This is a genomic window from Psychrobacter sp. VH5, assembly GCF_050572635.1.
Lineage (GTDB): Bacteria > Pseudomonadota > Gammaproteobacteria > Pseudomonadales > Moraxellaceae > Psychrobacter > Psychrobacter celer.
The window spans coordinates 25,556-39,872 of sequence record NZ_CP192145.1; the positions used below are offsets into that span (position 1 = coordinate 25,556).

At 47.1% G+C, this 14,317-nt stretch carries 11 protein-coding genes; 5 read left to right on the forward strand and 6 right to left on the reverse strand.

Going from position 1 to position 14,317, the window contains the following annotated elements; all coding sequences use genetic code 11:
• Positions 1–36: 36 nt before the first annotated feature.
• The gene (locus tag ACNFVB_RS00105) at positions 37–939 is read right to left on the reverse strand and encodes an acyl-CoA thioesterase (RefSeq protein WP_430737682.1); all 903 of its coding nucleotides are present in this window, start codon (positions 937–939) and stop codon (positions 37–39) included.
• A gap of 397 nt (positions 940–1,336) precedes the next feature.
• Positions 1,337–4,225 carry an RNA polymerase-associated protein RapA gene (gene rapA / locus ACNFVB_RS00110; RefSeq protein ID WP_430737683.1) on the reverse strand — a complete coding sequence of 963 codons (2,889 nt, stop codon included), beginning with the start codon at positions 4,223–4,225 and terminating at the stop codon, positions 1,337–1,339.
• 311 nt (positions 4,226–4,536) lie between these two features.
• Here rapA and ACNFVB_RS00115 point away from each other — a divergent pair, with 311 nt between their 5' ends.
• On the forward strand, positions 4,537–5,484 hold the full coding sequence (locus tag ACNFVB_RS00115) for a D-2-hydroxyacid dehydrogenase (RefSeq protein ID WP_430737684.1): 948 nt from the start codon (positions 4,537–4,539) through the stop codon (positions 5,482–5,484).
• Between the two features lie 21 nt (positions 5,485–5,505).
• On the opposite strand, the gene ACNFVB_RS00120 is transcribed toward ACNFVB_RS00115, so the two are convergent.
• A complete protein-coding gene (locus ACNFVB_RS00120; protein ID WP_430737685.1) occupies positions 5,506–7,131 on the reverse strand; it encodes a flavin-containing monooxygenase in 1,626 nt (541 codons plus the stop codon).
• Between the two features lie 89 nt (positions 7,132–7,220).
• Complete coding sequence (locus tag ACNFVB_RS00125) at positions 7,221–7,934, reverse strand: RluA family pseudouridine synthase (RefSeq protein WP_430737686.1); 714 nt, start codon at positions 7,932–7,934, stop codon at positions 7,221–7,223.
• Between the two features lie 288 nt (positions 7,935–8,222).
• On the opposite strand from ACNFVB_RS00125, the gene trxA reads away from it, so the two are divergent.
• From trxA to ACNFVB_RS00140, 3 genes are all read left to right on the forward strand, one after another.
• Positions 8,223–8,588 carry a thioredoxin gene (trxA, locus tag ACNFVB_RS00130; RefSeq protein ID WP_158676692.1) on the forward strand — a complete coding sequence of 122 codons (366 nt, stop codon included), beginning with the start codon at positions 8,223–8,225 and terminating at the stop codon, positions 8,586–8,588.
• Between the two features lie 552 nt (positions 8,589–9,140).
• Positions 9,141–10,409 carry a transcription termination factor Rho gene (rho, locus tag ACNFVB_RS00135; RefSeq protein WP_198336720.1) on the forward strand — a complete coding sequence of 423 codons (1,269 nt, stop codon included), beginning with the start codon at positions 9,141–9,143 and terminating at the stop codon, positions 10,407–10,409.
• Positions 10,410–11,028: 619 nt separating this feature from the next.
• Positions 11,029–11,268: a hypothetical protein gene (locus ACNFVB_RS00140; protein ID WP_075101944.1), complete on the forward strand. Its 240-nt coding sequence runs from the start codon at positions 11,029–11,031 to the stop codon at positions 11,266–11,268.
• Positions 11,269–11,728: 460 nt separating this feature from the next.
• On the opposite strand, the gene ypfJ is transcribed toward ACNFVB_RS00140, so the two are convergent.
• Positions 11,729–12,616: a KPN_02809 family neutral zinc metallopeptidase gene (gene ypfJ / locus ACNFVB_RS00145; protein ID WP_430737687.1), complete on the reverse strand. Its 888-nt coding sequence runs from the start codon at positions 12,614–12,616 to the stop codon at positions 11,729–11,731.
• Between the two features lie 588 nt (positions 12,617–13,204).
• On the opposite strand from ypfJ, the gene ACNFVB_RS00150 reads away from it, so the two are divergent.
• A complete protein-coding gene (locus ACNFVB_RS00150; protein WP_075101942.1) occupies positions 13,205–13,564 on the forward strand; it encodes a hypothetical protein in 360 nt (119 codons plus the stop codon).
• A 225-nt stretch (positions 13,565–13,789) separates the two neighbouring features.
• On the opposite strand, the gene ACNFVB_RS00155 is transcribed toward ACNFVB_RS00150, so the two are convergent.
• Positions 13,790–14,089 (reverse strand): integration host factor subunit alpha, encoded by a 300-nt coding sequence (locus ACNFVB_RS00155; RefSeq protein ID WP_075101941.1) that lies wholly within the window; start codon positions 14,087–14,089, stop codon positions 13,790–13,792.
• Positions 14,090–14,317: the final 228 nt, after the last annotated feature.

A 14,317-nucleotide genomic window follows, 5' to 3' on the forward strand; every position in this document is an offset into this window, starting at 1 on the left:
AAGACTGAAAAATTAGGGCAGAGCTTAAGACAAAGCCTAAGACTTAGGCACCCGCAGACGCATCAAGCCTTCTTGTTGCACCGTTGCGACGAGCTTACCATCTTGCCAAAACTGCCCATGATTTAAGCCTTTGGCATTGGACGTGGTATCGCTCCACATGTCATAGAGCAGCCAATCATTCAAATCAAATTCACGGTGGAAGTGCATCGAGTGATCGATACTGGCCGCTTGTAGACCACTGGTCATAAAGCTGACACCATGCGACATCAGTCCCGTGCCCACTAAATAAAAGTCCGACGAAAAGGCTAATAATGCCTGCTGAATCGCCACCGGCTGATTGCCCAGCTCGCGAATACGCAGCCAGTTGGCTTGTTTTGGCTTCATCGGCTCAGGATGGATAGGATCACGCGGTTTGACAGGCTTAATCTCGACATGACGACGACGCATAAAACGTGCTTTGAGCGCATCTGGCACTTTGCCGACGTACTCTTCTTTTAAATCTTGCTCGGCAAGCAGGTCGTCTGGTGGCGGATAGACGGGCATATCTTCTTGATACTCAAGCCCCTCCTCCATCGGCGAAAACGAGGCAATCATCGAAAAAATCACTTGCTCAATAGGCGCTTTACCGCGTACTTCTTTGTACTGAATCGCGGTCACTTCTCGCGCAGAGAGGCTACGCCCATCGCGTAGACGGCGTACTCGATAAACCACTGGCTGGTTGATATCTCCGCCACGCAAAAAATAGCCGTGCAGTGAATGGCAGGGTTTGTCTTTATCCAGCGTATGGGCAGCTGCCATGATTGCTTGCGCCAAGACTTGCCCACCAAAGATACGACTGCCCACATAGTCATGGCTTTTCCCCTCAAAGACATCAGGGCTCACTTCAATAAGCGATACGGTAGCAAGCAGCTCATCAATCAGTTGCGAATAATCAGACATGACGATAGGTTTCCTTATTTTTATCAAAAACGCGGCGCGGCTGCACCAACCCACCTAATGATAGCCAGATGATATAACGGCAAACCTGCTGCGTTTGAATGTAAAATAATATGAAATCACTTGCTAAAAATACACAAGAGAGATGTTAGAACAAAATTTTAGCGTAAAAATATAGCGATAGCAGCGCTATACACGTATTTATTATCCACTGAAAGGCTAAACATATTACCCAATATCCCACGCTTTGACCAGTTATGAGTCGCTTACCCGCTGATCGCTTACGCACGCGCTTGGCTATCACAAGGTTTGAGGCAGAGGTATCTATCGCAGCATCAGTGCATCAGCCTAATAAAAAACGAGATGATCGGCGCATCTCGTTTTCATTGCTACACTTCGTTTATGGCTTGACCGCTACCAGTACGCGGATAGAGTCTGGCACCAGCGATAGGTTGCCTAATGCCTGCTCGCCTTGTGCTTTTAGCTGCTCTAAGCGCTCTACTTCTTCTGGACGTACATTGGGGTTGATGGTTTGTAGATGTTTTAGGCGCTTGATTTCACGCGACCACTGCTGATTGAAACGGGCGCTTGCTTGCTCACCGATTTCTGCCAGCTGCTGGCGGGCGATCTCTTCGGCGTCGTAGTAACGCTGCTCGATCACATCACCGCGTACTTTGATGACTTGGCGGGCGCGGTTTTTGTCCAGTCGCTCGATGTGCGGCATGATCATCTCGCTACTGATGCGCGCTGACAGATCATTGCCTTGCTCACTGATAAACACCCGAATGTTTTGCGTGGTGATAGTCGCAGGCAGATTGAGCACTCTTGGCGCGATGGCCTCGACACGGAAGTTTACCTCGAGCAGCACCATGCCTTGTGGCACGACCGCGCTTTTTAGCATCGCCACCGTGGTATTACCAAAGGTGCTGGTGCTGGCCAACTCGTAAATCGCGCGCATCAGCGGATGCTCATGGGTAATAAAGTCGATATCTTCACGCAGCAATGCCTGCCCGCGATCAAAGGTCAAGGTCATCCCATCTTCATCGCCCAGTGGCAGGCCATCGATGTACTCACTGATCTCAGTACTATCGATAGGAGCGATGACCCACGAGCCATCGCGCTGGATGCTATGATCGATATTGGCAGAGGCAAAAAAGCGCTCCATAAAGTGTGGCAGCAGATTGTTCTGATCAAAGTCAATCATGGCATCTTTGATACGCCCAGCGACACGTGGACGGCACGAATTGTACTCCAGCAGACGGTCACGGCCAGCTTGTAGCTGCGCTTCTAGCCCTAGGCGGGTTTTTTTCGCTTCGGTGATGATATCTTGTAGCATGGCACGGTTGTCGGGCGTATCAGCACTCTCTAGCACAGGCTTTAGCGTTTGGATGTATTGCTCTTGCACACTTTGGGCAGTCGGTGATATCTGACTAAACATATTGAGCGCTTTGTCATACCAATGATATAAACGCTCCTGCGCGGTGCCCTGCACATAAGGTACGTGAAGCATGATCTGCTGCGTCTGACCGATACGGTCTAGGCGGCCTATGCGCTGCTCTAGCGTGTCTGGATTGGCAGGTAAGTCCCACAGTATCAGCTGGCTTGCAAACTGGAAGTTACGGCCTTCTGAACCAATCTCTGAGCAAAGCAATATCTGCGCGCCCTCGGAATCCGCAAAAAACGCCGCCGCTTGGTCACGCTCAAGCAGTGTCATCTGCTCGGTAAAGATAGCAGTCTTAATACCTGCATGCAGACGCAGTACCGCCTCAAGACTCTCAACCGTCGCCCCACTACGAGCGATCAATAGCACTTTTTGATGCTTTAGCTCACCGCGCAAGATATCAATCAACCAAGACACACGTGGGTCATCTTCTAGCCAGCCACCATCGGGCTGGTTTTCTTCGCCCCACAGCTGCTCACGCAGTTTGCCCGTGGTTTGGTAGCTATCAACCCATGCGTCAGGCAGGGGCAGTGGATATGGCTGATGGCTTCGTCCATAAAACCCTTTGACACTCTCACGAGTATTGCGAAATAAGATACGGCCGGTACCATGACGGTCCAGTAGCTCGTTAAGGGCATAAGTACGCAAGCGCTCATCGTCATTGATTGCGCCCAGCTCATCCATACTAATATCTAATAAATGGCTCAAAGCTGCGATTTGCCCATCACTCAGCGGCTTGTCTTCTATCAACACGCCAGCGACGGCAGCGGTTTCAGCAAAGGCTTCTTGCCCATCAATAAACTCATCCAAATCATCAAAGCGATCAGGATCTAGCAGGCGCAAACGCGCAAAATGGCTTTGCGCGCCGAGCTGCTCAGGCGTTGCGGTCAGTAGCATCACCCCAGGCGTCTCTTCAGCAAAGTCAGCAATCAAATCGTATTTGTCATTGCCGCCCTGCTCTTCATCCCAGTGCAAATGGTGCGCTTCGTCGACGACCAATAGATCAAAGCCCGCTTCCATCGCCTGATCGTACAAATCAGGATGGTCAAGCAACAAATCCATGCCCGCGATGATACACTGCTCGGTGGCAAAGACGTTTTGTTCAGGATCATGCTCTTTGATCGCGGCAGTACGTACCAAGTCAAACAACGCAAAATTTAGGTTAAAGCGGCGACGCAGCTCGATCATCCATTGGTATTGCAGACTGTCTGGTACCAAGATAAGTACGCGCTCAGCCTTTCCTGTGATTAGCTGCTGATGAATGATTAAGCCCGCTTCGATGGTTTTACCCAGTCCCACTTCATCGGCCAAAAGCACACGCGGCGCGATACGCTTGCCGACCTCGTGAGCGATATACAGCTGATGCTCGATAATATCGACACGCGCGCCCATTAGGCCTTTGAGCGGATGACCTGCCAGCGCCGACTGCATGCGCAAGATGTCTTGGCGCAGCTCGTACCAGTCGCCACGCTCGATGCGACCAGCGAGCAGACGCTCAAGCGGCTTGGCAAGCGTGATATTGGCCGCGAGTCGGGTTTCCATGATACCGCGCTCATGCTCATCGACGCTGTACTTGAGCACACCCATCACCTCGTCTACCGCATTGACCGTATAGCCGTTGCCATCTTGGTCATAAATGCTATCGCCCGCCTTAAATACCACGCGCGACAGTGGCGCTGAGTTTTTGGCATAAACACGCGTCTCCTCGCTTTGCGGAAACAAGATGTGCACACAGCGATCATCCACATCGATGACCACACCCAAGCCAAGCTCAGACTCTGTATCAGATAAATAGCGTTGGCCAACGGCGAATTCAGTACTGTGCAGTGAAGCGATAGAGGTAGTCATAAGGCGATGTCTTTTTTGTACTCAGGTAATAAGAAATAAAATAGATAGCAATGGCCGCTAATGGTGGCTGTGCATAGGGTAACACCCATTTAGTCGACAGCTAAGGTAGACCATTATATAACGTTAGCGGCTAGATGAGTGCGTTTAGTTGACTTTTCAAGTAGACAATTGTGACAGCGCTTGGGTTTCTCAGGTTTTTATGGTTTGGTTTTTGACTCAACCCACCGACGTGCTACATTAAGCCTCACCCCCATAAAGCCTTAAAACCATAGAAAAAATCAATACAACAATCAATTCATCAGGGAGTCACTATGCGAGCGGTTTTTTTAGACAAGGGTACTTTTTCGGACGGTATCGATTTGCCAGCCCCAGCTGGGATTACAGATTACATGACTTATCATGACACGCCAAAGGACAACCACGTCATCCTCGAGCGCTGCCGTGACGCCGATATCATCATTACCAACAAAGTCCAAATAGACGCTGAGGTGATCGGTCAACTGCCCAACCTCAAGCTGATTCAGCTGACTGCCACAGGGATGAACAACGTCGATCAAGACGCTTGTGACAGACATCATGTCACCCTTTATAACGTCGCAGGTTACGCGGTCAAAAGCGTGCCTGAGCATACCTTTATGCTGATGCTCAATGCCATGCGCGCAGGCATTCATTATCATCAAAAAGTCGCCGATGGTACATGGCGCGACAATGGCAATTTTTGCTTGCTCGACATACCGCTGATCGACTTAGAAGACAAGACGCTCGGCATCATCGGCGTCGGTACCATCGGCAAGCGCGTCACCGAGATTGCACGCGCCTTTGGCATGACGGTGTTATGGGCGGAGCATCAAGGGCGTGCACCTCGCAGTGCAGACTATACCGCCTTTGATGACGTACTGGCGCAGTCAGATGTATTGAGCTTACATTGCCCACTGACCGAACAGACCCAGCATCTTATCAATAAAGACACATTGGCAAAAATGAGCAAACAACCGCTCATCGTCAATGTCGCTCGTGGCGGCATCGTCGATAGTCAAGCATTGGCAACTGCCATCCATAACGAGCAAATCATCGGCTACGCCAGCGACGTGTTTGAGCAAGAGCCGATCACGGCAGATGATCCGCTACTCAGCCTCAGCGAGCATCCACGGGTGATATTTAGCCCGCACAATGCTTGGGGCAGCAAAAGCGCGCAACAGACCTTATGGCAGATATTAAGCAAACAAGTTGCTGACTTTATCGATAATCAGCATCAATAGCGACTATCGATCAATTAAAACCTAACGACTGAACCGCAACCAGTCGTCTTTTATTTTGCGGTATTTGAGCATCACACGGTCGCTAAGATAGTTGTTGGTCACGTACCACGGGTAGCGATCGCCTTGCTTAGGCAGTCTGTCTTGGGCACGTCTGACATATCCAGACGATAGCGAGCCCATCACCGTATCTGCTTGGGCGTAGGCGGTAGCATTCGCCGCCTGTGCCTTTGGCAGCGCGACTTGGTAGCGGTTTTTGTGCATATAACTCAACAGCCGCACCACATATTGACAAGCCAGATCAATCTTTAGCGTCCATGAGGCATTGGTATAGCCAAATAAGGCCGCCATGTTAGGCACGCCTTCGATCATGACTGCCTTATACGTCATGCGCGTGCCGATATCAATGGCCTGCCCGTCGATATATACCGCTGCTCCGCCTAGCATTTGCAGCTTCAATCCGGTTGCTGTGACGATGATATTAGCCTCAAGATGTACGCCTGATTGCAGCATAATACCGGTTTCGGTGAAGTGGTCGATCTGATCGGTGACCACTGCTGCACGCTCACCGTGCAAAGACTTAAATAAGTCACTGTCTGGCACAGCGCATACGCGTTGATCCCACGGATTGTAGTCGGGCATAAAGTGTTCGACATCAACGCCGCTACCTTTTAACTCTTTTGTCACGCCGCCTTTTAGCACAGCTTTCATCAGCTTGGGCGCGTGAGTGGCTAATTTATACAGCCCCTGCTGCCGCAGCACGTTGCGCGCTCGCAGTACCGTATAGGCCTGCTCTTTTGATAAAGGTGAAAACTTGCCTGAGAGCCAGTCGATAGAATGATCATCGCCCGGTACGCTTGCCACATAAGTGGGTGTCCGCTGTAGCATCGTGACATGACGCGCACACTGCTCGCTGCTTTCATCTACCAGTGCCGGCAATAGCGTCATTGCAGTGGCACCGCTGCCAATAATGACCACTTTTTTGTCGTTATAATCTAAATCATCCCAATGCTGCGGATGGACAATACGACCGCGGAAATCTTCTTCTCCCGCAAAATGAGGTCGATAGCCTTGCTCATAGTCGTAGTAGCCCGTAGCACCGACGATAAACTTTGCCGTCTTAACGAACACTTCTCCGCTGGCATGGTTTTTTATGGTTGCTGTCCATAACTGATCAATGCTTGACCATGATATTTGCTGAACTTCATGCTCATAGCGAATATGCTCAGTAATACCAAACTCGCACGCCGTATCAGCGATATAACGCTTGATATCGCCACCTGCTGCCAGCATTCTATAATCTAGCCACGGTCTAAAGTTATAGCCAAAGGTTAAGGCATCAGAGTCCGAGCGGATACCAGGATAGGTAAATAAATCCCACGTGCCGCCCAAATCAGCACGTTTTTCTAATATGGCAAAGCGCTGCGAGCTTCTTTCGTTGTTAACTGATCTGTTCTGCCTTTGTTTTTTTACGCCTTTATGACCAAATAGATTTTTATGCTCTAGTTGCTGTAAGCGGCAGGCCATACCGATACCCGCAATGCCCGCACCAATAATCAGCACTTCATAATCAGCAGGCTTATCCCTTTGCGACTGTCTACGTGCGAGGCGACTTTTGATCGCCTGTTTGGTAGTAGCGATATCAAGCATATTCTCATCCTTGTGTTTGTATGATCAGCGATAGCCTTAGTGCTTCTATTAATCGCGCGCTTCGACTTCATATTCAGGCAGCTAATGCATCAAAATGGGCACGGACTCTCCCAATCCATCCACGCACCCAGTGTCGGGTGCTTTAGGCGTAGCTGCTGTGCGTGCAAGTTTAGCCGCGGGGCTATCGTCAGTGCCGCGCCTTCAGCATAAATCGGATCACCAATCATCACATGACCGGCATGCACCATATGCACACGTAACTGGTGACTACGGCCCGTGACAGGCTTTAGTAGCACGCGCGTGACGGTCTGATCATTGCATATTTCGTGAGCCAAGACCTCATATAAAGTCAGTGCCTGTTTGGGCCAATCGTGATCGACGATATGGCGCGGTTTGGTCGTGGGCTCATAACGTACCGGCACCGATATCTTACCGGTCGCCCCAATACTTTCCCATTGGCCAAAGACGCGCGCTTGGTAGCTTTTTTGTGGCAACCGCTCAATAAACTGCTTACTAATATGGCTTTGGGCAGCGGCATTTTTGGCAAAAATCAGTAGCCCTGAGGTGTCCATATCCAAGCGGTGAATGAGTTTGACGGCTGGATTGACGCGCTCAAGCCGCGCAAGCAAGCTGACCTTAAGGGTTTTGCCATCGACGCTGAGGAGGCCCGCTGGCTTATCCACCACCCAAATATCGTCATCTTCATAGACCGTAATGTCTTGGGCAAATGTTTTAAAAAACGCCAACGAATACGCGCACTCTTGTCGGTTTAAGGCGTTGACTTCTTCTTCAGTAAAAGGCATAAAAATCGGTTACTTATATAAATGAGAGTAAAGATGACATGATAGAGGCAATGACATAGAAAAAAAACCAAAAAGTGACAAGTGACAGCGCACTCACTGGCTGTAGGGTTGTGTTTCGATTTATTGTATCAATCGTAATTGTTAAACAATTTAACCAGCCTGCATCTGTCAAGTAAGAGCAAACATGTTAATATGATGGCACATTTTCACCATTTCGAAACGACTCTTTAGCCGCTTATCATTACTTTATACCGCTGGTCTTTAGCTACACAAAGCCGCGATAAATTGATGAACGACGATAAAGACAATAAAACAAGAGAGATAACTATGTCAGACCTAATCGTAAATACCACCGATGCAAACTTTGACCAAGACGTGCTGCAATCAGACCTGCCTGTATTGGTAGATTTTTGGGCGGCGTGGTGTGGCCCTTGTAAAGCCATCGCGCCTATTTTAGAAGATCTAGCCAGCGAATACCAAGGCAAAGTAAAAATCGTCAAAGTCGACGTCGACAACAACCCACAAGCCGCCAGCCGCTTTGGTATCCGTAACATCCCAACGCTATTTGTCTTTAAAGACGGCGAAAAAGTTGACTCAGTCATGGGCCTACAGCCAAAAGCAGAGCTAGCCAAAGTACTTGACAAGCATCTATAAGCGCTGCTATCAGTGTCGATACGCTCGTGTCAGTCTATCTGCTGCGAGTGTCTACACGTCATAATAGATACCAATCAGTAAAAAACCATTGTCCTGCTAAGATAATGGTTTTTTGCTCGTTTTTTATGCAAAAAAACCAATAATACGACTTTTTTGGCAAAATTTATTGACAATGCCATTGTGAAGACCGTATAGTCTGCTGACAAGAGAAAACGAACCGTTTTCCTAAGTGTCTTGTCGCTATTCTCCTCGTGTTTATCAACAAAAACACAATCGTCATTATAAACACCATTACTGAACGAAATGACTAAACACAATTACTGATACTGAGTTTTTGACGCAGACTCTTATGTAGCCTTCTGTATCCTTATTTCTTATTACCTTGCACTCTATTCTTGCAACTTGTACATAAGTCAACACGCAATACCCAAACTACATAACTCTGGCTCTGTGCTCGCGCCCTCTATCGCCATACTATCGTTGTTTTAATCAATGTCGTGACTTATGCTGCTAATGGCATCTCTCATCTGATCAATTGCTAATGACCTACCTATGAATCTAACTGAACTAAAGAAAAAATCAATCTCTGAGCTATTGGCCATCGCCAAAGACATGGGTCTTGATAATATGGCGCGTAGCCGTAAACAAGACATTATCTTTGCTATCTTAAAGACTCACGCTCGTAACGGCGAAGCCATCTATGGTGACGGCGTGCTCGAGGTCTTACCCGATGGCTTTGGCTTTTTGCGCTCATCAGAGGGCTCTTACTTGGCAGGTCCTGACGACATTTATGTCAGCCCCAGCCAAATCCGCCGCTTTAGCCTAAAGACAGGCGACAGTATCGCTGGGACGATTCGACCACCAAAGGATTCTGAGCGTTATTTTGCGCTACTAAAGGTCGGCGAGATTAACTTTGATACCCCCGATCGCTCACGTCACAAGCTGATTTTTGAGAACCTCACGCCATTATTCCCCACCGAGCAGTTAAAGCTAGAATTAGGTAACGGTACGACCGAGGATTTGACAGGCCGTATCATCGACCTGATTGCCCCGATTGGTAAAGGCCAGCGCTCTATCATCGTCGCGCCGCCAAAAGCCGGTAAAACCATGCTTTTGCAATCGATTGCCCAGTCTATCACCCGCAACAACCCCGAATGCTATCTGATCGTCTTGCTCATTGATGAGCGTCCAGAAGAAGTGACCGAGATGGAACGCACGGTACGCGGTGAAGTCGTTGCCTCAACCTTTGATGAGCCGCCGCAGCGCCACGTGCAAGTCGCCGAAATGGTCATCGAAAAAGCCAAGCGCTTGGTCGAGCATAAGCAAGACGTGGTCATCTTACTTGACTCCATCACTCGCCTCTCTCGTGCGTATAACACCGTCATTCCATCATCTGGTAAAGTGTTGACCGGTGGTCTAGACGCCAATGCCCTTGAGCGTCCTAAGCGCTTTTTTGGCGCAGCGCGTAACGTCGAAGAAGGCGGCAGCTTGACCATCATCGCCAGTGCTTTGATTGACACCGGTAGCAAAATGGACAGCGTCATCTTTGAAGAATTTAAAGGTACCGGTAACCAAGAAATTACCCTTGAGCGTGACTTAGCCGAAAAACGCGTTTTCCCAGCGATTAATATCAAAAAGTCTGGCACTCGCCGCGAAGAGCGCCTGCTTGATGAAGACAAACTACGCAAAGTCTGGATCTTGCGCAAATTGCTACAGCCAATGGATGGTGTCCAAGCCACTGAGTTCTTGCTTGAGCGCCTAAAAGAAGCCAAAACCAATGATGAGTTTTTTGAACAAATGAAGCGTAAATCACAAAACTAATGTGCGATGATAAGCTTTACTCATATCAATAGCACTATGTCATTTTTGATATGGATCGACTATAGATATTAAAGACAAATACCAAAAACCGCCTTAGGGCGGTTTTTGTGTGTTGGGTCGTGGCAATATGGCCAGACGACAAGCTATAGTAAGTGCTAAATAAAAAAATTACAGTCTCTATAGCGGATTGCCTATATCACACGAAGCAAATATAAGACCCTATTTCTTTACAAATAGATAGCGCTAGCAGTGACAAAAACAGTTAGCGTATTATCAATACAAATACAATGACACTAAGCAAAATCCCTACCAAGGATACAGTGGGGAAACATCTTTTACAGCTTGCTTGCAAAGCTTAGCGCTTTTACTACGCCTAGAGACGAATTGATGAGTTAATATAAGTGTTAGCATAGATATACTCTGTTATCAGGTGCGATAGCAGTACACGTATTGAAATATTGAAAACCCTTAATATAATCCTATGTCTTGCGATAGCAATACAGATTATTCTAAGACAATTGCTGGATTCGCTTGATATGGTTTATCTATATCAAACACATAGCACTAAAAATCTCGTATTCTTTTTTTGACCCAACTTGATAATTTGACAGGTGATATTATGAAATTTGCTAAAACTATCGCAATGACTGCCATTACTAGCTCTGCTTTAATCATGGGAGGCTGTGCGACCAATGGCTACAACTCTGGCTTGAGCAATACCGCTAAAGGTGCAGCAGCAGGCGCAGCAGCGGGCGCTTTGATCAGAAGTGGCGGCGACAGTAAAGATATCGCTCGCGGGGCATTGGGCGGTGCTGCTGTTGGTGGCGCTGGCGCTTACATCCTAGACCAAACCAGATAATTTGGTTTATAACGGATAGACAGCACTTCAAGCAGTTTGGTTAGACAAGTCTTTTTAAAGACATACCTTCTAAGTATTTTAAGCTTAGATAAGTAAATATGCTTTGAGCTTAAAAGACACTGATGTGAACTTTCTCATAAGCTGTCTAAATAGTATGTAAAGATAAACAAAGGGTCTGCAATCATTGCAGGCCCTTTGCGATTAGCAGGCGTGTATTTTTATTTTAAACTTAAACAACGGTCAAATCAGAATACATCAAATATGTGGCTAAAAAATCGCTCAATTAAGTATAGTCAACTGAAAATAAAATGACGATACCGTTAAGTGCGCGACTCGGATGCTGTCTTTAAGTTTAGGTTGCATCACTACTGGCAGCGTAGACGAGCCAGCACGCAAGGAAGACTTATACCAGTAACGTCATATCCTTTTTTTAAAACGCATCAACTCTAACCTATCAGCGTTATAGAGCGCCACTAAAGGTATCACATGCCTGTACATTGCCACTCTGCAGACCGCGAGTAAACCATTGCACACGTTGTTGGCTGGTACCATGCGTAAAATTATCTGGTACAACCGCGCCGCCGCTTGCACGAGCGAGACGATCATCACCGATTTGGCCTGCAGCATTGATGGCCTCATCGATATCACCTGCTTCTAAGAACTGTACGCGCTCCTGATTGCGCTGCGCCCATACCCCAGCAAAACAGTCCGCTTGTAACTCTTGCATGACCGACAGTTTATTGGCCTGTGCGCGGCTGACTTGACGACCAGCCTCATTTACCTGCTGAGTGATGCCAAGCAACGTCTGCACATGATGGCCCACCTCGTGCGCTATCACATAGGCTTGCGCAAAGTCGCCTGCCTTACCTTGGTTATCTTGATCCCCTGAGCCTTGCTGATCGCCGGTTATACCTAGGTTTTGACGCATTTCCACAAAAAACGACGTGTCCAGGTAAATGGTTTGATCCCCCGGACAATAAAATGGCCCTGTTGCAGCGCTAGCACTCCCACAAGCAGAGCTGACTTGACCGTTAAACAATATGAGCGACGGCTCTTGATACGTACTGCCTGCTTCATTAAATATCTGATGCCAAACGTCTTCTGTATCGGCCAATACGACTTTGACAAACTGCGTATCGCGGTCATCACTGGTGGCAGGCTCACTTGCCGTACTGCCGCCACCACCTGCCACCACTTGCCCTGTCTGTAATGCCGTCATGGGATTGACTCCAAAAACCAACCACAAAATACCCGCGATAATAATACCGCCGATACCACCCCCTATCATCTTACCGCCGCCGCGACTGCTGCGCACGTTTGAGCTGCCTCGCCTACCTTGCCACTTCATACCATATCTCCTTAAATATATGATTTATACCATCATACTATCGACCATTTATACAAGTATTTTTCGTTCTTTATTGTCTGACTCATTGTCGCACCTAGCTTTTACGGTATCTCCAAGCTTTTTGCTTATTATGTTTTATGACTTTTATATGCCTATCAGTAGCCTTTAGCAGATACAGTACAAAAACAACGCCGAAATTGATTACGTTATCGTAAAATTCACTGACCACAATACGCCAATTACCGAATACCAGCCATCTTCAATGAAAGCACTACACAACACCAACAGTTAAAGAATATCAAGACAGCAAATATGCTTTTATAATAAGTCGATCTTATTGATTATACGCATATTATTTGGTGTTACTCTTTAAGGGAAGATAAGAGGTTTAAAATGTAAAATTACATTTACAATTTTATTGTTACTGAATTGTACAGCCTCTTTCCATTCAGAAAGAAAACATATAGAATGCGTGAAAGCTGAGTAGTTGTAACTAAGATTAGTTGAACTCTGAAAAACATCAGATTTCGACCTTTTTTTGGCTTTTGTTACTACTACTGCTCATTTCATTTTTTCGGAGAAACTACTATGAACCTTAAATTACTTGCTCTAGCTGGTATCATGACTGCATCTATGGGCCTAACTGCCTGTGACAGCAACACTGAAAACGCTGCTGAAGATCTATCTGACGCACAAGAAGAAGTACAAGACGCTCAAGAAGAGCTAAACGAAGCTGCTGCTGACGGCGAAGCTGTACCTGCTGACGCAGAAGCTGCCGCTGCTGAAGCTGAAGCTGACATCGCTGATGCACAAGCTGCAACTGCAACTGACGAAATGGACGCTGAAGTACCTGTAGACGGTACTACTACTAGCGTTGATGTAGCTAGCGAAACTGACACTGCAGCTGTTGATGCAGCTGACGAAGTGGTTGTTGAAGAAGCTCAGTAATTTTATTGGTCATACAATAAACACTGTAGTAAAAAAGAGAGCCTATGCTCTCTTTTTTTATGCCTGCTATTGAAGCAAGATGATAGCAGGATAGCCTGCTAACTAGATGGACACTGATTGTTTGCGCTAAGCTAGTAGACAAGATATACCCAAAAAAGTCCCTATTAAACAGCGTTATCTTTGGTTCTTTTTTCTCTGAGCAGCGCCTATATGTATAGGCACAGACTAAGCATCAAACAAACGCTCATCAACCTGCTGGCGAAATTTTTGACCTGTCTTAAAGGTTACCACTCGGCGCGCAGATACGGCAACGGGCTCCCCTGTCTTTGGATTGCGACCAGGGCGGCTATTTTTGTCTTTTAGCTCAAAGTTGCCAAAGCCTGAAAGCTTGACTTCTTTGCCATCAATCAAACTCTCTGACAATTCCTCAAAAAAGCGCTCTACCAAACAGCGGCTATCTTGGCGCGTTAGGTTTAGGTGGCTCATCAAGTGCTCAATCATGTCAGATTTGGTTAAAGTGCTCACAGTACGACTCCTATGCTATGTCGTGATGTCGAATATCATGGTTTAGCGGTATGAGGGGATAGCAGTTATTATAAAGGTTTTTTGTGGTCTTTTTAATATAGACGTTATAAAATCTCTTTTATTAATAACCACTTACCATTTTTTAGACAAAAAACGTCTCGATCATAATTTTTTTGACAAATAAAGCACCACAGCCTTTTAATTAAAAAAGGCCATGATGCGTTATCA